The 24796-nt window shown below is 71.6% G+C and carries 24 protein-coding genes; 12 read left to right on the plus strand and 12 right to left on the minus strand.

What is annotated here, in order from left to right:
- Positions 1 to 73: 73 nt before the first annotated feature.
- The gene (locus IW249_RS28245; protein WP_196923539.1) at positions 74 to 1066 is read left to right on the plus strand and encodes a hypothetical protein; all 993 of its coding nucleotides are present in this window, start codon (positions 74 to 76) and stop codon (positions 1064 to 1066) included.
- A gap of 9 nt (positions 1067 to 1075) precedes the next feature.
- Here the strand turns inward: IW249_RS28245 and IW249_RS28250 are convergent, their stop codons facing one another.
- From IW249_RS28250 to IW249_RS28270, 5 genes are all read right to left on the minus strand, one after another.
- Positions 1076 to 2917 carry a hypothetical protein gene (locus IW249_RS28250; RefSeq protein ID WP_196923540.1) on the minus strand — a complete coding sequence of 614 codons (1842 nt, stop codon included), beginning with the start codon at positions 2915 to 2917 and terminating at the stop codon, positions 1076 to 1078.
- The gene (locus IW249_RS28255) at positions 2914 to 3678 is read right to left on the minus strand and encodes an ABC transporter ATP-binding protein (protein ID WP_196923541.1); all 765 of its coding nucleotides are present in this window, start codon (positions 3676 to 3678) and stop codon (positions 2914 to 2916) included. The genes IW249_RS28250 and IW249_RS28255 overlap by 4 nt, the downstream gene beginning before the upstream one ends.
- A gap of 69 nt (positions 3679 to 3747) precedes the next feature.
- Positions 3748 to 4167: an ASCH domain-containing protein gene (locus IW249_RS28260; protein WP_196923542.1), complete on the minus strand. Its 420-nt coding sequence runs from the start codon at positions 4165 to 4167 to the stop codon at positions 3748 to 3750.
- A gap of 257 nt (positions 4168 to 4424) precedes the next feature.
- On the minus strand, positions 4425 to 5414 hold the full coding sequence (locus IW249_RS28265) for a hypothetical protein (RefSeq protein WP_196923543.1): 990 nt from the start codon (positions 5412 to 5414) through the stop codon (positions 4425 to 4427).
- 83 nt (positions 5415 to 5497) lie between these two features.
- Positions 5498 to 6571 (minus strand): XdhC family protein, encoded by a 1074-nt coding sequence (locus IW249_RS28270; RefSeq protein ID WP_196923544.1) that lies wholly within the window; start codon positions 6569 to 6571, stop codon positions 5498 to 5500.
- Between the two features lie 118 nt (positions 6572 to 6689).
- Here IW249_RS28270 and IW249_RS28275 point away from each other — a divergent pair, with 118 nt between their 5' ends.
- Genes IW249_RS28275 through IW249_RS28310 form a run of 8 tightly spaced genes read left to right on the plus strand, consistent with a single transcriptional unit; the run spans position 6690 to position 14950 of the window.
- Positions 6690 to 7562: an FAD binding domain-containing protein gene (locus tag IW249_RS28275; RefSeq protein ID WP_196923545.1), complete on the plus strand. Its 873-nt coding sequence runs from the start codon at positions 6690 to 6692 to the stop codon at positions 7560 to 7562.
- Positions 7563 to 7564: 2 nt separating this feature from the next.
- Positions 7565 to 8113: a (2Fe-2S)-binding protein gene (locus IW249_RS28280; protein WP_196923546.1), complete on the plus strand. Its 549-nt coding sequence runs from the start codon at positions 7565 to 7567 to the stop codon at positions 8111 to 8113.
- Positions 8110 to 10500, plus strand: a complete 2391-nt coding sequence (locus IW249_RS28285; protein WP_196923547.1) for an aerobic carbon-monoxide dehydrogenase large subunit — start codon at positions 8110 to 8112, stop codon at positions 10498 to 10500. Before IW249_RS28280 ends, IW249_RS28285 begins: the two co-directional genes overlap by 4 nt.
- A gap of 10 nt (positions 10501 to 10510) precedes the next feature.
- The gene (locus IW249_RS28290) at positions 10511 to 11377 is read left to right on the plus strand and encodes an XdhC family protein (RefSeq protein WP_196923548.1); all 867 of its coding nucleotides are present in this window, start codon (positions 10511 to 10513) and stop codon (positions 11375 to 11377) included.
- Between the two features lie 3 nt (positions 11378 to 11380).
- Complete coding sequence (locus IW249_RS28295) at positions 11381 to 11956, plus strand: nucleotidyltransferase family protein (RefSeq protein WP_196923549.1); 576 nt, start codon at positions 11381 to 11383, stop codon at positions 11954 to 11956.
- A complete protein-coding gene (locus IW249_RS28300; RefSeq protein WP_196923550.1) occupies positions 11953 to 12822 on the plus strand; it encodes an AAA family ATPase in 870 nt (289 codons plus the stop codon). Before IW249_RS28295 ends, IW249_RS28300 begins: the two co-directional genes overlap by 4 nt.
- A complete protein-coding gene (locus IW249_RS28305) occupies positions 12819 to 13715 on the plus strand; it encodes an SRPBCC family protein (protein ID WP_196923551.1) in 897 nt (298 codons plus the stop codon). Before IW249_RS28300 ends, IW249_RS28305 begins: the two co-directional genes overlap by 4 nt.
- Positions 13712 to 14950 (plus strand): vWA domain-containing protein, encoded by a 1239-nt coding sequence (locus tag IW249_RS28310; protein WP_196923552.1) that lies wholly within the window; start codon positions 13712 to 13714, stop codon positions 14948 to 14950. Before IW249_RS28305 ends, IW249_RS28310 begins: the two co-directional genes overlap by 4 nt.
- Here IW249_RS28310 and IW249_RS28315 read toward each other — a convergent pair.
- The 5 genes from IW249_RS28315 to map all read right to left on the minus strand — a co-directional run bounded on the left by IW249_RS28315 (position 14875) and on the right by map (position 20397).
- Positions 14875 to 15894 (minus strand): LysR family transcriptional regulator, encoded by a 1020-nt coding sequence (locus IW249_RS28315; RefSeq protein ID WP_231392681.1) that lies wholly within the window; start codon positions 15892 to 15894, stop codon positions 14875 to 14877. The two genes, IW249_RS28310 and IW249_RS28315, sit on opposite strands and share 76 nt — an antisense overlap.
- 90 nt (positions 15895 to 15984) lie before the next feature.
- Positions 15985 to 16785, minus strand: coding sequence for an FkbM family methyltransferase (locus IW249_RS28320; RefSeq protein ID WP_196923553.1), 801 nt, complete (start codon positions 16783 to 16785; stop codon positions 15985 to 15987).
- Between the two features lie 34 nt (positions 16786 to 16819).
- Entirely contained in the window at positions 16820 to 18481 is a 1662-nt protein-coding gene (locus IW249_RS28325) for a sulfatase-like hydrolase/transferase (RefSeq protein ID WP_196923554.1), read from the minus strand.
- Positions 18482 to 18579: 98 nt separating this feature from the next.
- The gene (locus IW249_RS28330; protein WP_196923555.1) at positions 18580 to 19437 is read right to left on the minus strand and encodes a CDP-alcohol phosphatidyltransferase family protein; all 858 of its coding nucleotides are present in this window, start codon (positions 19435 to 19437) and stop codon (positions 18580 to 18582) included.
- Positions 19438 to 19623: 186 nt separating this feature from the next.
- Positions 19624 to 20397: a type I methionyl aminopeptidase gene (gene map / locus IW249_RS28335; protein WP_196923556.1), complete on the minus strand. Its 774-nt coding sequence runs from the start codon at positions 20395 to 20397 to the stop codon at positions 19624 to 19626.
- A gap of 65 nt (positions 20398 to 20462) precedes the next feature.
- On the opposite strand from map, the gene IW249_RS28340 reads away from it, so the two are divergent.
- Together IW249_RS28340 and IW249_RS28345 are read left to right on the plus strand one after the other, a co-directional pair.
- Positions 20463 to 20765, plus strand: a complete 303-nt coding sequence (locus IW249_RS28340) for a helix-turn-helix domain-containing protein (protein WP_196923557.1) — start codon at positions 20463 to 20465, stop codon at positions 20763 to 20765.
- Between the two features lie 129 nt (positions 20766 to 20894).
- Positions 20895 to 21086, plus strand: a complete 192-nt coding sequence (locus tag IW249_RS28345; protein WP_196923558.1) for a hypothetical protein — start codon at positions 20895 to 20897, stop codon at positions 21084 to 21086.
- Positions 21087 to 21142: 56 nt separating this feature from the next.
- Here the strand turns inward: IW249_RS28345 and IW249_RS28350 are convergent, their stop codons facing one another.
- Entirely contained in the window at positions 21143 to 22315 is a 1173-nt protein-coding gene (locus IW249_RS28350; protein WP_196923559.1) for a lactonase family protein, read from the minus strand.
- Between the two features lie 176 nt (positions 22316 to 22491).
- Positions 22492 to 23376 (minus strand): LysR family transcriptional regulator, encoded by an 885-nt coding sequence (locus IW249_RS28355; RefSeq protein WP_196923560.1) that lies wholly within the window; start codon positions 23374 to 23376, stop codon positions 22492 to 22494.
- A gap of 82 nt (positions 23377 to 23458) precedes the next feature.
- Here IW249_RS28355 and IW249_RS28360 point away from each other — a divergent pair, with 82 nt between their 5' ends.
- On the plus strand, positions 23459 to 24709 hold the full coding sequence (locus tag IW249_RS28360; RefSeq protein ID WP_196923561.1) for an MFS transporter: 1251 nt from the start codon (positions 23459 to 23461) through the stop codon (positions 24707 to 24709).
- The last annotated feature ends 87 nt before the right edge of the window (positions 24710 to 24796 follow it).

The following is a 24796-nucleotide window of genomic DNA, read 5'->3' on the forward strand; positions in this document are numbered from 1 at the left end:
GGCATCATCCGCTCCCATGGCTACAACCCAACGAGTACCGCCGCAGCTTCTCGTCGTGCGTAGGCTCACGGCCGTGCGCCCGTTGCTGATCGCCGAGACAGTGATGACGCCGCCGACCTTCGTCGAGTGGCTGACCGGTACGGGGTTGCTGGCGTGGAGCCATCGCTCGCTGCGCGTGTTGCACTCGGACCTGACCCTCGCGCTGGCGTGGGAGCCCGCCGACACGGACCCGATCCTGGCGGTCGGCGTGGCTCCGGACGGGTCGTGCTTCGCGCTCGTGGGACCACGACAGGTGCAGGTCCGCAGCGCCGACGGCCGCGTCCGGTGGGCGGTCGAGCACGGCAGGGTCCTGTCGACGGGTTGGCCCCGGCCACGTTGCCACCTGGCCGGGGACGGCCTTCTCTGGCTGTTCCTGCCCGACGGTGCTGGCGACCAACTCGTCGTGCTGGACACGTCCGGAGGCGGTGACGAGGTCGACCGGCGGCGCCTTCAGACCGTCGAAGGCTCTGCCACATTCATCCTGGACGTCAATCGACAGCACGTCGGGCTGCACATCGCGGTGGGGCCGGAGACCTGTCTCAGTCACCGCTGGACGACTGGCGATCGGCGGCTGGTCGCCGGGCGGACCATGAACGGCTGCCTGGCCGACATCAACGCCAGCGGGAGCTTCTATCTCTCCATGCCGCACGGCAGCGGCCGGATCGCGATACGCGATGTCGCCGACGACAGTGCCCGGGTAGAGCGCCGCTACGACGACATGCCGGAGTTCGGCGACTCCGACGACTACCGGATGTACGAGGCCGCGGCCGTCGTATCCGACGACTGGGTCATGGTCGGCGTCGCGACCGACCAGGGTGACGCCGAGCAGCATCTCCTGCTTTCCACCCGCACGCTGCGCCCGCAGACCGTTATGGATTACGGCATCGACATGCCCCAGAACTCGATTTGTTCCGCCGGTGGGCATGGACGGTGGATGACGCACGACGCCCGCCTCGGGGTGGTCCGGCTCTGGCAGTTACGCGAGCCGCATACGGATGAGGTCGAGGGCCAGCTCGGGCTCTGGTAGAGCTGTGGCTCAGGAGCCGTCTGGCCGTGGCCGGCGATCCCACAGCACCAGGCCGGTGAGCAGCATCGCCACGCCCAGACCGACCATCGCCAACCCCACCGCCGTGTGCGCGCTCCCGCTCAGGTGACCCGCCACGATCCACCCGCTGTCGATTCCGAACGCCAGCGGCATCACCCCCTGCGGGATCACCGGGATCCACCCCACCGTCAGCAACCCCAGCGCCCACGCTGTCGGCTTGTTCTCCCGGTACCACTGCGCGTCCCAGGTCAGCGGGAGCACCGCCTCCGGGGGCCGGCTCCGCCGGCCGGCCGCGGCGAGCACGTCGGTCCCGCGTCGGGTGAGGCGTTCGTCGGCCAACCAGAGGCCTCCCCGCCAGGCCGCGGCGCCGCTGAGCAGCCCGACCAGTGGCAGCAGCGGCGCCACTCCCGATGGGCCCCAGATCACCAGGGCGAGCACCGGCGCGGCGGCTACCAGCCCCGACCCGGTGGCGACCAGCACGCTGACGATGTCGGTGGGGTTATCGGCCGAGGTGGGGTGCCGCGGGTCGGCCACCGGCCGTACCCGCAGCAGTGACACCCACACCGGCACCGACGCGCCCGCGCCGAGCAGAGCCGGCAGTGTGGAGAGCGCGGCCAGCGGGTCGACGTCGGGCGCAAGGAGGATGCCCACGACGGTGAGCAGCACGCCGATCGGGGTGACCAGCACCAACCAGGCCAGGGCCCGACCCCGGACCTCGGCCCGTTCCCCGCCCGGCGTGCTGAGCGGCAGCCACAACGCGGTGCCGTCCAGCCCGACCAGGCCGGCCGACATCGCCGCCGCGCCGAGCACGGCCAGCGGTCCGGCCCACGGCAGCAGCAGGTCCACGTCGGACAACAGCGGCAGTCCGGCGAGCAGCGCCCCGTACACCACCGCGAACGCCAGATACTGCAACCGCAACGGATGCCGCACCCAGGCCCGCAGCTCACGGCCGACGACCGCCCGCGTCGCCGCCGGCACCCACCCCAGCCACTCGCGCTGAGCCGCTGCCGGTGACGCCGACGTGGTCCCGCGCGGCCGGAACGGCACGCCCGCCGTGATCACCCTTCGCACGAGCATGATGTACGCGGCGGCGCAGAGCGCCACGATGCCCACCAGGGTCGCCATCAGGCGCGCCCCTTGCCCGGTTGGCCCTGACGCGGCGGAGACCGGCCAGGCGCTCGGCACGTAGGCCATGGCCCGGACCACCTCCTCCGGCGCTGCCACGAGCACTACCGATACCCACGGGAAGACCGCCCAGAGCGACCCGGCGACACCCATCGCCGTGCCGGTGAAGACGCCGGTGAGCAGCGCCCCGGCCGGACCTCCGGCGTGGCCGACGACCTCCAGCGCGATGGCCGAGCCGACCAGCCCGAGCAGCCAGAGCAGCACCGCGCCGCCGGCGGTGACGAGGACCGCGACGGTGCCGTACCGGGCGGCGTGCACCGGCAGCGCGGCGAGTGCCACCAGCGAGACGGCCGGGCCGATACCAATCGCCGACGCGGCGAGCAGGCCGATCGCGGCCGGGACCCCGCCGATCGGCTCCAACCGTAGGTGGGCCGGGCGGACCCGGCCGCGCCCGCCGCCGAGCAGCAGCGGCAACACGATCCAGCCGAGGACCCACGCCCCGGCGAGCAGGCCGAGGGTGTGCTGGTCGCCGCGGAGCGCGTACCGGATCAACCAGGCGGCGGCGAGCAGACCGACCAGGCCGGCCACAGTGGGTCCGGGGTGCTCGCGCAGCGAGCGACGCAGCATCGTCGCGCGCATCCGGGCCGGCACCGCGATCGCGCCGAGGGTGCCGCCCAGCTGGCCGGGCGCGGTCAGTTGCGTGCTCATCGTGCCCCGGTCAGCCAGTCCAGACCGGCGCTGCCGGAGGCTTCGGCGCCGACCAACTCGACGAACCGGTCCTCCAGGCTGCTGCCGGCGGCGACCTCGGCGACCGGCCCGGCGGCGACCACCCGGCCCCGATGGATCACGGTGACCTCGTCGCACATCTGCTCGACGAGCAGCATCGAGTGGGTGGACAGCACGCAGGTGCCGCCGCCGGCCACGAACCGGCGCAGCACCTGGCGGATGGTGGCCGCGGAGACCGGGTCGACCGCCTCGAACGGTTCGTCGAGCACGAGCAGCCGGGGCGCGTGCAGCAGCGCCTGGGCGAGGCCGAGCTTCTTGCGGGTGCCGGTGGAGCAGTCGGCCAGCGGTGTGCCGGCGCCCTTGGTCAGGCCGAGCACGTCGATCAGTTCGGCGGCACGGTCGGTGGCCGCGGCCCGGGGCAGCCCACGCAGACCGGCGCTGTAGCGCAGCAGTTCGGCGCCGGTGAGGCGTTCCGGGAAGTCGAGGCCGTCGGGCAGCACTCCGGTCAGCGCGCGGGTCAGGCCGCGGTCGCGCAGCGCGTCGTGGCCGAGGATCTGGATCTGCCCGGCGTCCGGAGTGACCAGGCCGACGGCCATCCCGATGGTGGTGGACTTGCCGGCGCCGTTGGGCCCGACGATGCCGTGGAAGGTGCCGGGGTGGACGGTCAGATCGATGCCGTCCACCGCGCGATGCGCCGCGAAGGTCTTGACCAGGCCACGGATCTCGAGTGCCGGGGGGATCACGCGCCGAGCATAGGTGACCTTGCACGACCACGTGGCCCGCCGCTTGTCGGTCCACAGCGGACGGGCCGCTCAGACGACGTGCACCAGCCGGAAGCGTTCGGTCACCACCAGGGTGTCGTCGTTCACCGTGAAGTCCGGGTCGCCCAGTTCGGCGCGCACGTCGGCGCTGTGCCAGAACGCCTCGTGTCCCGCACGCCACTGCGCCACCGACTCGTCGCCCTCCCCCTCGGCCAGGGCGTGTGTCAGGTCGACGTCGGCGAGCCGGACCACCCGTACGTCGGTCAGCTCGATGGCGGCGACCCGCCGGCCGGCGGAGTCCACCACGGCGGACAGTTGGCCCACCTCGGGCAGCGGCTCGTTGGCGCGCTCGTACCCGGCCAGCAGGCCGGTCGTCGATGTCTTCGCCCCGGACAGGATCGCGCCCACGAGTTTGTCGCGCAGCGGCCCCGGAAACGCGAACTCGGCAAGCGGAAGATCGTCAAGGTCCATCCGTGGAGGTTATTCGATCCGGTGCGCCGTGAGGGATCGTCGTCGACATGCTCCCGCCGACGTGGCACGGTCTCGTCATGGCCACCTATGGCGTCGCCCTCGTGCTGCTTGTCGGAGGTGCTCGATCGTGAGCTGGCGGTCTCCACGGCGCTGGTCCTGCGCATGATCTGAGTGCGCGTGGCGGATACGGCAGAGGCCCAGGTCGGAGGTTCGACCTGGGCCTCTGCCGTATCCGGTGCATTGCGGAGCGGCCGGGGTCAGGCGCAGATCCATCGGACCGGGGTCGAGTAGTGGTTGCCGTACGCGATGTCGTCATCGGTGAGCCCAGTGATGTCGGCGATCGAGAAGGGTGACGGCCCGAACGGCAACGTACGGTCGACGCCGTTCTGCCGGAGCCACTGCTTGTTCTCGTAAACTTGCTCGTAGGCCACCGAGCCACGCGCGTTGACGGCGTGCACCGCCGCCTGGGCGAGCAGGGCCGGGGCCGTTCCGGGTGCCCACAGCAGAGCGAGCTGGCTGGACCCGGTGTGTTCCTCGCCTACCACCACGCCGGCGCTGATCCCGGTCAGGTCCCAGAAGGTGTCTGGGCCCGGCGCGTAGCCCGGCAGGATCTCCGGCTGGGCGTTGGGCGCCCACCGCACCGGCTTGTCGGCCAGGTAGCCGATGACGGTGCCGTCGGCGTCGACATCGATCGCCCGGCTGTCGCCGGAGCCGGGCAGTGCCCGTACGGTGTTGTCCCGCGCCCAGGTCACCGCCGTCGGTTGCCCGTCGGCGGACCGTACCCATCCGGCCACGGTGCCGTCCCCGGCGATGGCGCTCGCGATGGTCTGCACGCTGCCCGGCAGACCCGGCAGCGCGGTTACCTGCCCGTCCGAATACCGCCACGCGGCGCTGCGGTAGAGCCCGTCCTCGGAGGACGTGTTGCCGACGAAGTCGCCCTGCTCGTTGACCTCCCTCAGCGAGCCCGCCGGCGTGCCGAGGTTGGTCGGCACGCCGTTGTCCCACCGGATGACGTACTCGCGCCAGTCGGTGTCAGTGGCGTACGCGATCTGGAACCGGCCGCTGGGGTCGGCGTGGTGGACCTTGATGGCCTGCCACGACCCGGCGGGCACCCGCAGATTCTCGCGGACACACGGCGGGCCCACCTCGACCGCCTCCACGGCCGTGGCGGTCGAGGGCAGGGTGGTCACGCTCGCCACCACCGAAGCCACCGCCGTCAGTGCGGCAAGACCTTGTCGGAATTCCATCGAAACCCCCGTGTTTCAACAGACGTCATCTACGGCTGCCGATCTTAAGCCGCGTCGATGAGTCGTGGTGTCCCCGACTGGTGTCAGGTGTGGTGAATCGGGGTCGCCAGGTCGCTGAGCGGGCGGCCCGAGCCGCCCCAGGTCTGGGCGGTGATCTCGGCGGCGATCGCCACGGCCGTCTCCTCCGGCGTCCGCGCCCCCAGGTCCAGCCCGATCGGCGAGCAGAGGCGGGCCAGCGCGCTCTCCGGGACGCCCGCCTCGCGCAGCCGGCGCATCCGGTCGTCGTGCGCACGCCGGCTGCCCATCGCGCCGATGTAGCGGGCGGAGGTGCGGAGGGCGACCTGGAGGAGCGGCACGTCGAACTTGGGGTCGTGGGTCAGGACGCAGAGCACGGTGCGGTCGTCGACTGTCGTCGACTCCAGGTACACGTGCGGCCAGCGGACGACGAGGTCGTCGACGTCGGGAAAACGCGCACGGGTGGCGAACACCGGGCGGGCGTCGCAGACCGTGACGTGGTAGCCGAGGAACGTGCCGATCCGGGCCATCGCGGCGGCGAAGTCGATCGCACCAAAGATGATCATCCGGGGTGGCGGCACGTACGACTGGACGAACACGGCCACCTCGTCGCCGCGCTGCTGCCCCTGCCGACCCAGGTGGATCGTGCCGGTGACGCCGAGGGCGAGCATCCCGGTCGCCTGCCGGGCCACCGCGTCGTCCAGGTCGGGTGTGCCGAGGCTGCCCGCGACCCGGTCGGGCCAGATCACCAGTTGGGCGTTCTCGACCGACGCGGTGGCGACCGGGCGGCCGTCGCGGATCGCGGCGAGGACCTCGTCGAGCTCGGTCATCGCGACGCTCGGTTGCACCAGGACCTGGATGGTGCCACCGCAGGTCAGGCCGACCTCCAACGCGTCGTCGTCGCTGACGCCGTAGGTCTGGGTGTGTGCCGCGCCGGTTCGGATCGCGGTCCGGCAGAGTTCGTAGACGGCGCCCTCGACGCAGCCGCCGGAGATGCTGCCCAGCACCTCACCGTGCACCGAGACGGCCATCGCGGCACCGGGTTGCCGGGGCGCGGACTGCCAGGTCCGCGCGACGGTCGCGACGGCGAACGCGACGCCGGCCGCACGCCAGGTCGTCAGCCCGTCGACGATGTCCCGCATGGCCGCACGATCCGCGAGCCCCCACGGCACCGTCAACGGCGACCTAAGCAGTTGCTTAGGTCGCCGTTGACTTTGACCACCGCCGGGCAGAGATTTTGCCGGACCGCGGAGGTGCGACATGCAGGTGCCGGCACCGTTCGAGTACGAGCGAGCCACCAGTGTGGACCATGCGATAAGCCTGTTGGAGCGGTTGGGCGGGACGGCCCGCCTGATCGCCGGCGGGCACAGCCTGCTGCCGATGATGAAGCTCCGGCTGGCCAACTTCGACTATCTGATCGACATCAACGACCTGCACGGCGAGTTGGGCTACGTCGAGGCGGGCCCCGACGAGGTCCGCATCGGTGCGCTGACCCGGCATCGGGAGCTGCTCGAATCGCCGGTGCTGGCGGCGGCGTTCCCCATCTTCGCCGACGCCGAACGGGTGATCGCCGACCCGGTGGTGCGCAACCGGGGCACGTTGGGCGGCTCGCTGTGCCAGGCCGACCCGTCCGAGGACCTGTCGGCGGTCTGCACGACGTTGGACGCGCGGTGCGTGATCCGTGGTCCGGGCGGCGCGGAGCGGGTCGTGTCGATGGAGGAGTTCCACGTCGGGCCGTACGAGACGGCCGTCGCGGACGACGAGATCCTGGTCGAGATCCGGCTGCCGGTACGGCCCGGCTGTGGCAGCGCGTACGCCAAGGTCGAGCGCCGGGCCGGCGACTGGGCCGTGGTGTCGGCCGGTGCGGCGGTGTGGCTCGACGGCGGCGCGATCGTCGACGCCCGGGTCGGGCTCGCGGCCGTCGGGCCCAACACCACGGGCATCCCGGCGATCTCGGCGGCGCTGCGCGGGCAGGAACCCTCGGAGAGCCTCTACGAGCAGGCCGGGACGATCGCGGCGGACAGTTGCGACCCGGTGACCGACCAGCGTGGCAGCGCGGAGTACAAGCGGCATCTGGCCGCCGAGCTGACCCGGCGGACCCTGCGCCGGGCCGTCGAACGGGCGAGGAGCTGAGCATGCAGGTCACCATGACCGTCAACGACGTCGAGGTCACCCGGGAGATCGAGGCCCGGCTGCTGCTGGTGCACTTCCTGCGCGACGTGCTGGGTCTGACCGGCACGCACTGGGGCTGCGACACGAGCAACTGCGGCACCTGCGTGGTCTGGCTCGACGGCGAGCCGGTGAAGTCGTGCACGGTGCTCGCGGCGATGGCCGGCGGCCACCAGGTGCGTACCGTCGAGGGTCTCGCCAAGGGCGCGGAGCTGGACCCGATCCAGCAGGGGTTCATGCAGTGCCACGGTCTGCAGTGCGGTTTCTGCACGCCCGGGATGATGATGACCGCGCGGGCGCTGCTCGACCGCAACCCCGACCCGAGTGAGACGGAGATCCGGGAGGCGATCTCGGGTCAGATCTGCCGGTGCACGGGTTACGCCACCATCGTGCGCTCGGTCCGCTGGGCCGCCGTGGCCGAGGCGCAGGCCGCGACGCAGGTCACCGAGACCACCGAATCGTCCGAGGCCGGCGAGATCGACAACGCCGGCCAGCCCGCGGAGGCCGTCGCATGACCACCGTGCACGAGCGCGTGGACACGTTCCACGACAACGACCAGAAGCCCGTCGGGTACGGCCGGATGCTGCGCAAGGAGGACCCGCGGTTCCTGCGCGGTCGTGGCCGGTACGTCGACGACGTCCAACTGCCCGGCATGCTGCACCTCGCGATCCTCCGGTCGCCGGTGGCGCATGCCCGGATCGTCAGCATCGACACGAGCGCCGCCGAGGCGTCGCCCGGGGTAAAGGCGGTGGTGACCGGGGCGATGCTGGCGCAGCAGAACCTGGCCTGGATGCCGACGCTCTCCAACGACGTGCAGGCCGTGCTCGCCACCGACAAGGTGCGTTTCCAGGGCCAGGAGGTGGCGTTCGTCGTCGCCGAGGACCGGTACGCGGCCCGTGACGCGCTGGAGCTGATCGACGTCGAGTACGACGTGCTCGACCCGGTGATCGACGCACGCCGGGCGTTGGCGCCGGACGCGCCGCTGATCCGCGACGACCTGGACGGCAAGACGAACAACCACTGTTTCGACTGGGAGACCGGCGACGAGGCGGCGACCGAGGCGGTCTTCGCCCGCGCCGACGTGGTGGTCAGTCAGGACCTCGTCTACCCCCGGGTGCACCCGGCGCCGATGGAGACGTGTGGGGCGGTCGCCGACTACGACGCGGTCGACGGCAAGCTGCGGCTCTGGTCGACCACCCAGGCCCCGCACGCGCACCGCACCCTCTACGCCATCGTGGCGGGCCTGCCCGAGCACAAGATCCAGGTGATCTCGCCGGACATCGGCGGCGGGTTCGGCAACAAGGTGCCGATCTATCCCGGGTACGTCTGCGCGATCGTCGCCTCGATCGTCACCGGCAAGCCGGTGAAGTGGATGGAGGACCGCTCGGAGAACCTGATCAGCACGGGGTTCGCCCGGGACTACATCATGCGCGGAGAGATCGCCGCGACCCGCGACGGCCGGATCCTCGGCATCCGCACCAACGTGCTGGCCGACCACGGCGCGTTCAACGGCACCGCCGCCCCGGTGAAGTACCCGGCCGGCTTCTTCGGGGTCTTCACCGGCAGCTACGACATCGAGGCCGCCTACTGCAAGATGACAGCGGTCTACACCAACAAGGCGCCCGGTGGCGTCGCGTACGCCTGCTCATTCCGGATCACCGAGGCCGTCTACCTGGTCGAGCGGATCGTCGACTGCCTCGCCGACGAACTCGGCATGGACCCGGCCGAGCTGCGGTTGAAGAACTTCATCCAGCCGGAGCAGTTCCCGTACACCACGAAGACCGGCTGGGTGTACGACTCGGGCAACTACGAGCCGACGATGCGGCTGGCGATGGAGATGGCCGGCTACGACGAGTTGCGCCGCGAGCAGGCCGAGAAGCGGGCCCGGGGCGAGCTGATGGGCATCGGCATCGCGTTCTTCACCGAGGCCGTCGGCGCCGGGCCGCGCAAGGACATGGACATTCTCGGGCTGGGCATGGCGGATGGCTGCGAGCTGCGCGTCCACCCGACCGGAAAGGCCGTGGTACGCCTCAGCGTGCAGTCGCAGGGTCAGGGGCACGAGACGACGTTCGCGCAGATCGTCGCAGAGGAGATCGGGATTCCCCCGGCGGACATCGAGGTGCTGCACGGCGACACCGACAACACCCCGTTCGGCCTCGGCACGTACGGCAGCCGCTCGACACCCGTCTCGGGCGCCGCCGCGGCGCTGGTCGCCCGCAAGGTCCGCGACAAGGCTCGGATCATCGCCTCGGGGATGCTGGAGGTGTCCGTCGCCGACCTGGAGTGGGAAAAGGGCGCGTTCCGCGTCGCCGGTGACCCGGGCAGGTCCGTCACCATCCAGGACATCGCCCTGCGCGCGCACGGCGCGGGTGACCTGCCCGAGGGCATCGAGGGTGGCCTGGAGGCGCAGATCTGCTACAACCCGTCGAACCTGACCTATCCGCACGGCGCGTACATCTGCGTGGTGGACATCGATCCCGGCACGGCGCAGGTGACGGTGCGACGGTTCATCGCTGTCGACGACTGCGGCACCCGGATCAACCCGATGATCATCGAGGGGCAGGTGCACGGCGGGTTGACCGACGGCGTCGGCATGGCGCTGATGGAGATGATCGCGTTCGACGAGGACGGCAACTGCCTCGGCGCGTCCCTGATGGACTACCTGATCCCGACGTCGCTGGAGGTTCCCGACTGGGAGACCGGCTTCACCGTCACGCCATCGCCGCACCACCCGATCGGCGCGAAGGGTGTGGGCGAGTCCGCCACAGTGGGGTCGCCGCCCGCGATCGTCAACGCTGTCGTGGACGCCCTGAAGCCCTTCGGCGTCCGCCACGCCGACATGCCGCTGACGCCGTCGCGGGTCTGGGACGCGATGCGCGGCCAGGCCCGGCCGCCGATCTGAGGAGCCGAGGATGACCACCATCGCCGAACGCGCCCGGGAGTTGACCGTCACCCGGGAACCGTTCGTCCACGCCACAGTGGTCCGCGCGCAGGACCCGACGTCGGCCCGACCGGGTGACGACGCGGTGATCCGGTCCGACGGCTCGATCGAGGGCTTCGTGGGCGGGGTGTGTGCGGAGAGTTCGGTGCGGGCCGCCGCCCTCGACGCGCTGCGCGACGGCACCGCCCTGCTGCTGCGGGTGCTGCCGGAGGGCGCGACCCCGTTCCCGGAGACGCCGGGGGCGCGGGTGGTGGTCAACCCGTGCCACTCCGGTGGGGCGATCGAGGTCTTCCTCCGGCCGGTGCTGCCGACCCCGGCACTGCGCGTGGTCGGCGACACCCCGATCAGCGCTGCCGTGGCGACCCTCGCCGCGTTCCTCGACTTCGACGTCGTCGCGGCCGACGACAGCACCGGTTGCACCGCTGTGGTGGTGGCCGGGTTGGGCAAGGGCGAGCCGGAGGCGATCCGGGCCGCGCTCGACGCCGGCGTCGGGTTCATCGCGCTGGTGGCCAGCGGCAAGCGTGGCGCAGCTCTGCTCGACGAACTGGGTTTGACCGACGCGGAACGCGCCCGCGTCCACACCCCCGCCGGGTTGGAGATAGGCGCGCGGACGCCAGCGGAGATCGCTCTGGCGATCATGGGTGAGGTGGTCCGGGCCATCCGGGTGGACGGACTGGCCCCCGCCTCCGGCGCGCCCGCCGCCCGACCGCAGCAGGCCGTCGACCCGGTGTGCGGGATGACAGTGCTGGTGGGGGCGGAGACCCCGCACGCGCGCGTGGACGGGCAGGACTTCTGGTTCTGCTGCGCCGGCTGCCTCGCGAGTTACACGGCGGCGTGACAGGTGTTCCTGACCGGCGTGGTGCTCGCCGCGGGCGCATCGGTGCGACTCGGCGAGGCCAAGCAACTGCTCCCGTACCGGGGGCGGACGCTGCTCGACGCCACCCTCGACCTGGCCCGCTCGTGCGGCTTCGACCAGTTGCTCGTCACAGTGGGCGGCGCGGCGGGCGACATCCGCGACCGGGTGGACCTGACCGGGTGCCAGGTCGTGCAGAACCCGGCGTTCAGCACCGGCTGCGGGTCGTCGGTGCGCATCGCCGCGCGCGCGGTGGACCCGCGCGCCGACGCGCTCGTGCTGCTCCTCGGCGACCAGCCCGGCGTCCGCGCCGTGGACGTCCGCCGGGTCGCCGCGGCGACCACCCCGCTGGCCGTGTGCCGGTACGCGGACGGCCTGGGCCATCCCTTCCGCTTCGGCCGAGAGGTGCTGCCCGAGTTGTACGACCTGCACGGCGACAAGGCCGTCTGGAAGCTGCTGCACTCCGGACGCCATCCGGTGACCGAGGTGACAGTCGACGGGCCGGTGCCGATCGACGTGGACACCCGGGCCGACTACGAGCGCCTGCTGGCGGGCGACGCATGAAGGACGCCCAGGCCGTCCGGCACCGCCTCGACGCCGTCGACTACCTGGTCGACGACGGCATGGCCATGGCCCTGTTCCTGGCCCTGCGCCTCGGTCGGCCCCTGCTGCTGGAGGGCGAGCCGGGAGTCGGCAAGACCGCCGCCGCGAAGGCGTTGGCCCGCGCGCTGGAGACACCGCTGATCCGGTTGCAGTGCTACGAGGGGCTCACCGCCAGCGAGGCGCTCTACGAGTGGAACTACCAGCGGCAACTGCTGGCGATCCGACTCGCCGAGGCACACCACACGCGGCTCAGCGACGCCGACCTGTTCAGCGCTGAGTACCTCCAGGAACGGCCGATCCTGCGGGCCGTACGCCACAGTGGGCCGGTCCCGCCGGTGCTGCTGATCGACGAGATCGACCGGGCCGACGACGAGTTCGAGGCGCTGCTGTTCGAGTTCCTCGGCGAGGCCGGCATCACGGTCCCCGAACTCGGCACCTTCACCGCCCGCACCCCACCGGTCGTGGTGCTCACCTCCAACCGCAGCCGGGAACTGCACGACGCGCTGCGCCGCCGTTGCCTGTACCACTGGATCGACTTCCCCGAGCCGGCCCGCGCCGTGGAGATCGTCCGCCGGGCCGTACCGGGCGCGACCGAACCGCTGATCCAGACGGCCGTGCAGTTCATCGGCGGCGTACGCCACCGGGAGTTGGAGAAGGCGCCCGGGATGGCGGAGACCATCGACTGGGTGGGCGCGCTGTCCGTGCTGGGCGTCACCGACCTGGCCGCCGACGGCGTGGCGCACACCGTCGGCACCATCGCCAAGACCCCCGACGACCGCGCCGTGGTCGCCGCCGCGCTCGGCGCCTACCAGGAGAGTCAGCCATGAAGATCACCAACGAGTTCGCTGTCACCGTCCCGATCGAACGGGCCTGGGCGGTGCTCACCGACCTTGAAGGGCTCGCGCCGTGCCTGCCGGGCGCCCAGCTGACCGGCGTCGACGGCGACGTCTACCAGGGCCGGGTGCGGGTGAAGGTCGGCCCGGTCGTCTCGGAGTTCGCGGGCACGGCTCGGTTCGTCGAGAAGGACGACGCGGCGCACCGCGGGGTGATCGACGCGAAGGGCCGGGACGCCCGCTCGACCGGCACCGCGTCCGCGCTGGTCACCGCTCACCTGCGGCCGGACGGCGACCGGACGCTGGTCAGTGTGGACACCGATCTGAAGATCTCCGGCAAGCTGGCCCAGTTCGGCAGCGGCATGATCAAGGAGGTGTCGGGCAAGCTGCTGGCCCAGTTCGTCGCCAACCTGGAGGCCAAGCTGGCCGCCGAACCGCCGGCCCCGCACCCGAACGCCGACCCCGTGGCGGCCACGTCCGCCGCGCAACCCGAGCCAACCCCGGCGACGTCCGAGTCAACCCCGGCGGCGTCCGCCGCGCCACCCGAGCCGACTCCGGCCGCGTCCGCCACGGCGGTCGCGACCACGCCCAGCACCGCCGCCGTCGCACCCTCGCCCGTCGAGCCGTCACCGGTCACCCCGTCACCCGACGGAACGTCGTCGGTCTCGCCACGACCCGCTTCGCCGCCGCCGGTCGCGCCGACCGCCGTCGGAGCGTCGGCCGTTGAGCCGTCGGCCGACGGCGTGCGTGTTGCGCCGACTGCCGAGCCGGAGGCGCTCGACCTGCTCAGCATCGCCGGCGGGTCGGTCACCAAACGCCTCGTACCGGTGCTCGTGGGTCTTGTCGCGGTCGGCGCGGTGATCACCTGGTTGGTCGCGCGCCGGTGAGCCCGGTCGTGCTGCGTGGCGTCGACCGGGCCGCGTTCGCTGTGGCGCTCGCCGGGCGGCTGCGCCGAGCCGGCGTCCCGTGCGGGCTGACCACCGTCGACGACTTCGTCCGGGCCCTCGCCGCCAGCCCGCCCGACTCGATGTCGTCGCTCTACTGGACCGCCCGGATCAGCCTGGTGCGACGGCACACCGACGTGCCCGCGTTCGACCAGATCTTCGCGGCGATCTTCGCGGATCCCCCACCGTTGCCCCGGTCGCGTCGGTCCGCCCCCCGGACCGACGGCCACGACGACGTGTACGTCCGGGTACCGGCCGACACCGACGAGGCGGGGTCGGGCGGCGGCCTGCCGTGGGCGACAGTGCCGCCTGCGGTCGCGGAGTCATCCCCACACGACACCGCGCTGCGACTGCCCGAGCGGCGCCCGAGCGCCCACACCGGGCCCGCCGACCGTCCGTTCGACGAACTCGACGCCGTGCAGGTCACGCAACTCGGCGACGCCCTGCGCGCGGCCGTCGCTGGCTGGCCGACCCGACGCACCCGGCGGCACACCGTCGGCTCGGCCGGTGCCCGAATCGCGTTGCGGGCCACCATCGCCCGGGCCCGGCGCACCGGCTGGGAGCCCGTCGAGGTCGTCCGCGCGCGCCCGGTACGACGGCCCCGCCGTGTCGTGCTGCTCTGTGACGTCAGCGAGTCGATGCGGACGCAGGCGACCGCGTACCTGCATCTGATGCGAGCGTTCGCGGTGGTCGCCGACGCTGAGGTGTTCGCGTTCGCCACGACGCTGACCCGGCTCACAGTGGTGCTCCGGCACACCTCGGCGGCCGAGGCGGTCGCGCAGGCCAGCGTCGCCGTGACCGACCGGTACGGGGGCACCCGGATCGCCACGAACCTGCGGGCCCTGCTCACCTCCCACCACGCGGAGGCCGTCCGCGGGGCGGTGGTGGTGATCGGGTCGGACGGCTGGGACAGCGATCCCCCCGCCGACCTGGCGGCGGTGATGGCCCGGCTGAGCCGCCGCGCGTACCGGGTCGTCTGGTTGAATCCCCGCGCCGGCGCACCCGGCTTCGCCCCCCGGGTCGGCGGCATGGCCGCCGCACTCCCCTACTGCGACCGGATGCTGCCGGCCGGCACCTTCCAGGATCTGCTGGTCGTCGCCCGTCAGCTCCAGAGCGTCACGTGCACCGACGGCCGGAAGTGGCCGACGCTGACGCCCGCGCCGCGCATCATCGCCTGAATCGCCCGCGGCGTCGACGAGAATCGCGACAGCTCCTCGGCGGCCGACATCGAACCGGGGGTGGCGAGCACCTGTGCGTGCCACACCGCCTCCGTGGTCGCGTGCGGTCCCACCACCTGCGCGAGCTGGCCCTGGCGGACGTCCGGCGCGACGGTGAACGCCAGGGCTGGTGCCACCCCCTTGCCCCGCTTGGCCTCGCCCAGCGCGGCCGCGTGGCTCTGGAAGATCTGCTGCCGCTCGTCCGGTACGGCCAGCCGGCGCAGCAGCGCCGGGACCGCGCCCCACTCGGTGGCGGCCGACGGCCCGAGCAGCCAGGTCTGCTCCCGCAGCTGCCCCGGGGACGCCGCCAGGCCGGCCAGTGGGTGGCCCGGACCGACGGCGATCACGAGCCGGTAGTTCATCACGGGCCGGCAGCCGATGGCGCTGTCGACGATCGACGGCTGTGGCCCGATCGCGATGTCCGCGGCGCGGGTCAACAACAGCGACCCGAACGACCCCGGGTTGCGCACGCTCAACTCGACGTCGAGGTCGGCGGCCCGCTTCGCGAAGAGTTCGATCAGCCCTGGCGCGGCGAACTCGGCGAACAGGCTCGACGCGGCGACCCGCAGCAACCGTCGGCCTCGCTTCGCGGCGCTGACCTCCAGCATGGTGCGGTCCTGAAGACCCAGCAGTTCCGCCGCGCGACTGGCCAGCCGCAGCCCACCCGGGGTGAACGCGAGTCCCGCCGCCGTCCGGGCGAAGAGCTTGTCGCCGAACTCCTTGCGCAGCTGGGCGATGTGCAGCGACACCGCCGACTCGGAGACCTGAAGCTCGGCGGCGGCCTGCTTGACCGAGCCCAACCGGACCACGGCGACGTACGCGCGCAGCTGCGTCGGGGTCATCGGCGTCACCCACTTCCCCGCGATCGCGTGGCTCGGCTCGGCGTCGAGACGAACGTCGATCATCCCCCGCTGCGCCGTCCCACCACCAGCAGCCGATCATCTGATCGTCGCCGCTCGGCTGCGGCCGCGACCGGGCGGCGACGAGTGCCGAGGTCAGCTGTCGGTGCTGACCGCCTGGTGTCCGGACACGCAGTACACGTCGCCGGAGTTCGCGGCGTGCGGCAGGTCGTGCAGGTGCGTCGCCAGGTCGGTCGCGGGCATCCAACGGTGGAAGGTCATCGACTTGTCGTCGCCCAACGCGACGTCGAAGCCGTCGAAGCCGAGCGCGGTCAGGCGGTCGAGACACCGGTCGGCGACCGCACGCGCGATGGTGGTGAACTCGAACGACAGCGCGGGCAGTGGGCGGCTCAGGCCGGCCAGCACCTCGTCCTCGAAACCCTCAACGTCGATCTTGGCGAAGGTCGGCACGCCGTACGTCTCGATCAGCGCGTCGACGGTGACCACCGGAACCTCGATGTCGGCATCCCACACCTCGCTCTCCCACCCGCCCGCGCCCTTCGCCGCCCGCACGAAGTCGGGCGAGGCGGTCGACACGGTGGGGTTGGCGGAGTTGACGTGCAAGCGGGTGCGCCCCGGCCGCGCGCCACACGCGGCGTCGACCACTGTCACCTGGTTGTCGTCGGCGTAGATCGCCCGCAGGGCACGCAGGCACAGCGGCTGCGGTTCCACGGCGACGACCCGGGCGCCGAGGCGACGGAAACTGCCGATGTGGTCGCCCACGTGCGAGCCGATGTCGAAGACGAGGTCCCCGCTGCTGACGAAGCGGGAGTAGAAGGCGTCCATCCTCGCGTCCCGCTCGGGATCGCCGTAGTAGACGTCCAGCGAGCGGTGCAGCAGGGACAGGGCCGGATCGGTCCGGAGCGCGGCGATCCTGGTTTCGGTGGTAGCCGTCATCTGTCTGGGTCCAGTCCGTGGGAGGTGGCCGGGGTTACGGTCCGAAGGCGGTCAGGAACCGGTCCCGGAAGGCGTCCATCCGCCAGACCGGAGCCTGCGGACCGGGCTTCAGCCCGTCCTGCCAGCCCCACCCGGAGATCCGGTCCAGCACGGCCCGGTCCCGGGTGATGATCGAGATGGGGACGTCGCGGCTGGCGTTCTCGCCGGTGACGACAGCGGCGGGCTGGTGGTCACCGAGGAAGATGAACACGAGGTCGTCGTCTCCGTAGGTCCGCACGTAGGAGGTGAGCGTGCCGAGTGTGTACTCGATGGACTTCCGGTAGTCCGCCCGGATCTGGGCGGTGTTGCGGCGCTTGTCGTCGGACCTGCGGACGCCGGCCCCGCGGTAGACCGCGCCGTCGCCGACGTCGGCCCAGTCGAGCAGCGGCGGGACGGGCGTCCAGGGCGCGTGGCTGGACACCAGCGCCAGCTCGGTCATCACGTTGCCGTCGCGCTTGGCCTGTTCCAGGCGCTGCCAACTGGCAAGGGTGTACTGGTCGGGCGGGGTGCCGAAGCTGAACTTCGGGCCACGGTACGCGAGCGTCTTGGCGTTGTAGAACCGGTCGTAGCCGAAGAAGGAGCCCTCCGGCCACGCCTTGGTGACGGCGGGCATCACGCCCACGGTCTGCCAGTTCGCCCGGCGGAAGGCGCCGTTGAGGGTCATCCGGTCACTGGCCAGCAGGGTGCGGTGCCGTTGGTCGTTGTCGATCCAGAGGCCGGAGAGCAACGTGTCGTGCGCGAGCCAACTGCCACCGCCGAAGGTCGGTGAGGTGAGGAAGCCGCTCTGCGCGGCGAAACCCGCCGCGTTCAGCTCGCTGGTGCCGCGGTCGAGGACCGCACCGACCTGCGGCGCGAACTCCGGGTCCTCGACGGCGTCACGACCGTAGCTCTCCACGAAGGCGACGACCACGTTCTTGCCGCGCAGCGCGGTCAACAGCTGGTCGCCGGGGGTGTCGCCGAACCTGTCGGCCTCGATCAGGGCGCCGAACGTCTCGCGGTCGTCGAGCCGCAGGCGCACCTGGAAGCCGTGACCGTTGGCCAGGGTGGTCGCGGAGGTGTCGGCGACCGGTACACCCTCGACCACCCGCACGTTGAACGCGGCGCAGGCCACCCAGACGACCACCAGCGCGGCCACGATCCGGGTGGTCCCGGTGCGGTGCCGGACCACCAGCCGTCGCAGTCGCCGCATCGACAGCGTGACAAGTGTGGGCAGGCCCACGACCACCAGCGCCAGTGTGATCGCGGCGCCGATGGCGGCGGGCCGACCGTACGACTCGCTGAGGAAGGCGAACCCCTCGTCGAGGAGCGCCCAGTCGAGCACCGGGTCGAACGCCCGGCTCAGGGAGGCGGAGAACCCCAGGTCGAGCAGCTTGAGCAGGCCGAGCAGGCCGAGCGCCACGCCGGCGAGCGTCGCGACCAGTCGGCTGCCACGTGACGGCAGGGCGAGCAGGAGGGCCACCACCAGCAGCGCCTCCAGGGGGATCCGCACGAACCCCGCTGGACTGAGTCGACCGAAGTCGTACGGCACGGTGAGGGCGAGCAGGACGAGCAGCGCGGCCAGGACTGTCGTCAGCCGGGACGCGATGGAACGCTTCGGCCGGCCCTCGGCTCCGCTGCCCTCGGTGGCGGCGGTGACGTCCGAGACTTCGCCCCTCATCGGTCTCCGTCCCTGGCTCGGCAGCTGACGTACGCGCGTCAAGAGCGACAACCCGGGCATCCTTCCATGATCTTCGTTGGGGGCGGGATCCGGGCGGCTCAGACGCGGGCGATCCCGCGTCGGGCCACGGCGACAGTGGGACGGTCCGACCAGGGCAACGCATCCGTCCGGCCCGAGCCCAGCGCCGCTGCGGCGCTCGGAGCGCTGTGGCCCACCGGGCTCGCGTGGACCATCGCGACCGGGGCGTCGTGGACGACGGTGTGGCGGAGGTGACGGGTCGTCCAGAGCCACGCGACGTCACGCCCGAACGACTCGACCAGCAGCGCCAGTGACGCGAGCAGCACGACGGTCGTCAGCGGCCCGGGCAGCGCGTCGCCCATCGCCACCGTCAGCACCACGCCCTGGATGGCGGCGACGACCTTGCGCCAGTAGCGCGGCGGCAGGGATCCGCGCATCCACCCCAGCACCCAGCTCGCGGCGACGAAGACGTACCGCATCGCGCCGATCGCGAGCACCCAGCCACCCACCGAGGGGGCCACGTGCAGGCAGAGCACCAGGACCAGGAAGGAGTCGATCTCCATGTCGAAGCGCGCGCCGAGTTCGCTGGTGGTGCCGGTACGGCGGGCCGTGTACCCGTCCACGGCGTCGAGGGCCAACGCCACGCTGGTGAGTACGACCATCAGGGTGATCGGCGCCGACCGGCCGAACGAGTCGGCGGCCAGGGCGGTCACGCCGCCGACGAGGACGGCCCGGCTCAGGGTCACCCGGTCGGCCGGGCTCAGCGCAGCCGCGCCCGAGCGGGACATCCCCCGGCTGAGCAGGGCGCACAGGGCCACCCCGTACGCCAACCCGGCCGCCCAGCCCGCCGCGCCCAGACCGACTGTCTCCGCCAGCACTGCCAGCAGGACGATCTGCACGAGCAGTCCGATGACCGGACCAGTTCGAACCGTTGACATCGTGCCTCCGCGACTCTGGTGGGTGACCCTGACCGTCATCACGGAAAATATGACCGATCGGTTCATTCTGAACGCGACCCGGCAGGGTGCCACGCAGGGACGTGCCCCTTCGGCGGCCGGTTGATCGTCCACCGTGGGCAGCTCGTCGCCGGCTGAGCGACGAAGACGTCGACTGTGCCGTTCGGCTCAGCGCGCCGGCAGGGTGAGCACGTCCGCGCCGTCGTCGGTGATGGCGATGGTGTGCTCGCTGTGCGCCGTCCGGCAGCCCGTCGCGCTGCGGAGCGTCCAGCCGTCGGCGTCGGTGACGAGCGTGGCGGTGTCCGCCATGACCCACGGCTCCAGCGCGAGCAGCAGCCCCGGGCGCAGCCGGTATCCGCGACCGGGACGTCCGGTGTTGGAGACGTGCGGGTCCTGGTGCATCGTCGACCCGACGCCGTGGCCGCCGAACTCGGTGTTGACCGAGTATCCCGCCGCGGTCAGGACCGAGCCGATCGCGTGGGAGATGTCACCGATGCGAACGCCGGGACCGGCGGCGGCGATCCCGGCCCGCAACGCGCGCTCGGTCGCGTCGATCAGCGCGACGCTCTCCGGGGGCCGCACGTCGCCCACGATGAAGCTGATGGCCGAGTCCGCGACAACTCCACCAAGGGAGACGGCGAGGTCGAGCGAGAGCAGATCGCCGTCGGCGAGCGGATAGTCGTACGGCAAGCCGTGCAGCACGGCGTCATTCACCGACGTGCAGATGTAGTGGCCGAACGGCCCGCGGCCGAAGGACGGCTCATAGTCGACGTAGCAGGACTGCGCCCCGGCCTCGGTGATCATGGCCCGTGCCCACTGGTCGATCTCCAGGAGGTTGGTGCCGACCACGCAGCGGCTCTTCAGCCTCTGGAGGATGCCGGCGACCAACGCGCCGGTGTCCTTCGCTCGCAGCACGTCGGTGGGGCTCAGGATCTCGATCATGCAGCGCCTTCCTCGGACCACCAATAAGTATCCCGGCCATATTATCCCGGTACTAGAATCGGAGCATGGTCAGGTTGCCGCTCACTCCCGCAGAGCTCGAACGCGGACAGCGCCTCGGCGCCCTCCTGCGTCGCGCCCGTGGAGAGCGCTCGATGCTCCTCACCGCGTTGGACGCGGGCGTCTCGCCGGAGACCCTTCGAAAGATCGAGTCCGGCCGGATAGCCACCCCCGCCTTCCCGACCATCGCGGCGATCGCCGACGTCCTCGGCCTCTCCCTCGACGCCGTCTGGTCGGAGATCAACAAGTCGGACGGCGGAGTGGAGCTGGCCCGATCGGACCGCACCGCGCGCGAGCGGCTGGCGTCCTAGCGCCCTGCGGTCGAGCCGGTTGACGCCGCCACTCGTGGCTCGTTGCCCGAGGACTCATCCCCGATCACGGCCCTCGGCGGCGGGCTCACTCGAGTTGCAGTTCCGGCTCGCCCCGCGCAGGGGCAGTACATGGGAATCTCCGGAATTGGCACCGGCCTGGCCAACGTCGCCGCGCCTTCCATCCTGGGCCTGCTCTGTATCGCGTGGGGCGCACCCGGCTGGCTGCTGATGGGCGGCATCTTCGTCGTGGTCGGGCTCGCCGCCCCGGCGGTCGTCCGATGGGGCGAGCGAACGCGTCCGGACTCAGCGGAGGCCGTCTAGAGACGAGCGAGAGCTGGTCCCGGTCGACGAGCGACCGGGACCAGCGGGTGGTGCGCTCAGGAGGCGGCGATGCCTTCCATGCCGATGCCGTCGGCGAACTTCGGCAGACCCTCCACTGTGGTGACGAGCTTCAGGGAACCGTCCTTGCCCACCTCGTAGCCCTGCACGTTGCCGGCGGTGGCGTTCTGCACGTACAGGAAGCCGTCGCTGGTGGTCATGTCGATCGACCCGCCGCCGGTGTCGACGGCGACGGCCTTGACGAGTTGGAGCTTGCCGTCGTCGTCGACCCGGTAGGAGCTGATGGTGGAGCTGCCGGCGTTGGCGACGAAGAAGAAGTCGCCGACGCGCTGGATCCAGCACGGCGCCTGCTGACCGTTGGGCACCGACGGCCCGACCTGGTCGAGCGCGCCGTCGTCCTCCAGCTCGAACCGGCTGACCGCGTTCGCGTTGGACTCGGTGACCAGCAGCGAGTCGTCGGTGTCGAAGGTGAAGCCGAACGGACCGTCCCCCGCGTCGCTGATGACGGGGTTCCGGGCCAGTTCGCCGTGACGACCGATCTCGTAGCTGAACATGACGTTGGCGGCCTTGGTCGACACCAGGACGAACTCGCTGTCCGGGTCGATCTTTACCTGGGCCGGGGCGGTGCCGAACGCGGGCGGGTTGCCGTTGTGCAGCCCGAGCGACCGGTTGGCGTCCTCGATCCGGGACAGGCGTCCCTTGTGCAGCTCGAAGCCCTGCACCGAACCCTCGCCGCCGGCGTTGAGGACGTAGACGAGGTCGCCGCGGGCCGCGACGCTGACCGGCAACAGACCGCCGGACCAGATGACCTGGAGCTTGTGCAGCTTGGTGCCGTCGACGCGGAAGACCGTGACGGTGTTGCTGCCGGCGTTCACCGCGAACAACAGTCCCTTGTGGTAGGTCAGGGAACCCTGCGAGGCCAGTGCGTCCAGCGGCGCGCCGATGGTGAAGCCGCCCAGCCCGCCGGTCTCGTACTCGCCCGCCTTGGAGAGACGGCCGTCCTCGTCGCGGTCGTACACCTTGATGGTGTTGCCCTCGGCCTTGTTGGTCTGGACGAAGACCGCTCCCTCGTCGCCGTGGTGGTAATCACCCCCCTTGCGATCGTCGTGGTACCCAGGGCCACCACCATCGGCGGAGGCGGTCCCGGGGATCGATCCGATGCTGGTCAGACCTGCCAGGAGGGCTGCCGCGAACGCGACACTGCGCTTCATCACTGACTCCTTATGCACCCGAAGGGAGGAATCCGAATTTTCCTCTCCTTCGAAAGCTATCGGAACAGCTAGGGGCGTTCGCCTTACTTACCCTAAAGCGGTAATTTCGTGCCGTTCCATGGAACGACGAGACGTATGCCCCGAGATGGCATACGGCGAACCGGACCCCCGGCTCGTCAGGGCAGGAACTCGGCGGTCAGGTCGATCAGCGCACGGGCGGCAGCCCCGACCGGGCGGTCCACCGGGGTGGCGAGCGACGCCGTCCAGTTCAGGTCGGCGCCGGTGACGGCCAGCAGTCGCACCCCGTGGTCGTCGGCGACGGCGAAGCGGGGCAGCAGGGCGATGCCGAGCCCGTGCCGGACGTGGTCGGCGCCGGTGGCGATGTCGGGGATCTCGATCGTGACGCGCCGGGACAGGCCGGCGGCCGTGAACGCCCGATCGGTCACGGCCCGATTGCCGTAGCCGACCGGGGAGTCGATGAAGTCCAGCCCGGCGATGTCGGCGAGGGTGACCGCCTCGAGGGTGGCCAGCGGGTGATCCTCCGGGACGACGAGGTCGAGGACCGAGCTGGCCAGTTCGGTGAGGTGGATCTCCGCAGGGGGCTTGCCGGGCAGTGAAACGAACGCGAGGTCGAGCCGGCGTTCCGTGAGAGCGTCGATGAGCCCCTGGGAGCCGTGCGGGGCGACGCTGGTGTGCAGCAGCACTCCGGGGTGCCGGCGGTGGAACTCGCCGAGCAGGGCTGGCAGGTGCAGCAGCCTGATCGAGGTCATCGTGCCGATGCGCAGGGTGCCGCGCAGGCCGCCGTGCACCTCGGCGACCGCGTCGCGGGCGTCGCGGGCCGCGTCGAGGGCGATCCGGGCGCGCGGCAGCAGCGCGGCGCCGGCGTCAGTGAGGCGTACGCGTTTGGAGTTGCGGTCCAGCAGTGACGCGCCCAGTTCGCGTTCGAGGGTCTTGACCGCGGCGGAGACGGCGGACTGGACGACGTGCAGGCGGGCGGCGGCACGGGTGAAGTTCTGTTCCTCGGCCACGGCGACGAAGTACTCGAGTTGGCGCAGTTCCACACCCCCAAGTATCACCGATCGCGATCGTCGCGAGCATCAACTTTCGTTGGACCTGATGCTTGAGTGAGGCAACAGTGGGGCCATGTCCTTGTCGACCCTGACACCCGGCCCCGCCACGTCCGACCGCAGCGACGGCTCGTCGCGCCGCCACGGCCGTGGCTTCTGGGCGATCGCCCTGGCCTTCCTGACCGCGATGGCGTTCTGCACCGTGCCGGCCCCGCTCTACCCGCTGTACATGGCGCGGGACGGTTTCACCACGTTCATGGGCACGATCGTGTTCGCGGTCTACGCGGTGGGCGTGGTGATCAGCCTGCTGCTCGCCGGTCACGTCTCGGACTGGGTCGGCCGCAAGAAGATCCTCATCCCGGCGTTGGCGTTGGAGCTGGTGGCCGCCGCCCTGTTCCTGGGTGACCCGTCCCTGCCGGTGCTGCTGGTCGCCCGGCTGGTGAGCGGGCTGGGCATCGGCATGATCACCGCGACCGCCACCGCGTACCTCCAGGAGCTGCACGCGGCGCACCGGCCCGGCTCGTCCCGCCAGCGCTTCGAGATGGTCTCCACCGCCGCCAACATCGGCGGCCTGGGCGTCGGCGCGTTGGTCGCGGGCCTCCTCGCCCAGTACGTCGACGCGCCGCTGCGCACGCCGTACCTGGTGTTCGCCGTCCTGCTGGCGGTGAGCATCGTGGCGGTCGCCCTGACCCCGGAAACCGTCGAGGAACGGCTGGTCAAGCCCACCTACCGCCCGCAGCGGATCAGCGCCGACCACGGGGACCGGGCCGGCTACCTGGCCGCGGCAGCCGCCGGGTTCGCCTCCTTCGCCGTGTTCGGCCTGTTCACCTCGGTCGCCCCGGGTTTCGTCGCGGGCGCCCTGCATCTCCCGTCGCGGGCCCTGGCCGGCACTATCGTGTTCGCCGTGTTCGGCGGCGCGGCCGGGGCGCAGACCCTCACCAGCCGGCTTTCCGCCCCGGCGAAGGTGCGCCTGGGGCTGCTCACCCAGGCCGTCGGTGTGCCCGCCCTGCTGGTGGGGATGCACACCGCCAACCTGGCGGCGTTCCTGGCCGGCGGGGTGGTAGCGGGCATCGGCGCCGGCGTTCTCTTCAAGGCGGCCATCGGTGCCGTCGCGGAGATGGCCGCACCCGCCCGGCGCGGCGAGGCCCTGGCCGGGCTGTTCCTCATCGGCTACCTGGGAATGATTCTGCCGTCGGTCGGCATCGGCGTCGCCACCCAGGCCGTCAGCGCCGGCACGGCGATGAACTGGTTCACCGGGTTGCTACTGGTCATGCTCGCCGGCGTGGCGGCGCTGTTCCGCCGCAGCGCCGCGGCCCATGCCCGGTGAGCCGTACGGCCTAAAGCCGCTCGGCCAAGATCCGCACAGAAACAGGGAAAGTGCTGCCTCACCAGCCGCGGAGGCACCTACATCCCG

It is taken from the genome of Micromonospora vinacea (assembly GCF_015751785.1).
In the GTDB taxonomy this organism is placed as follows: domain Bacteria; phylum Actinomycetota; class Actinomycetes; order Mycobacteriales; family Micromonosporaceae; genus Micromonospora; species Micromonospora vinacea.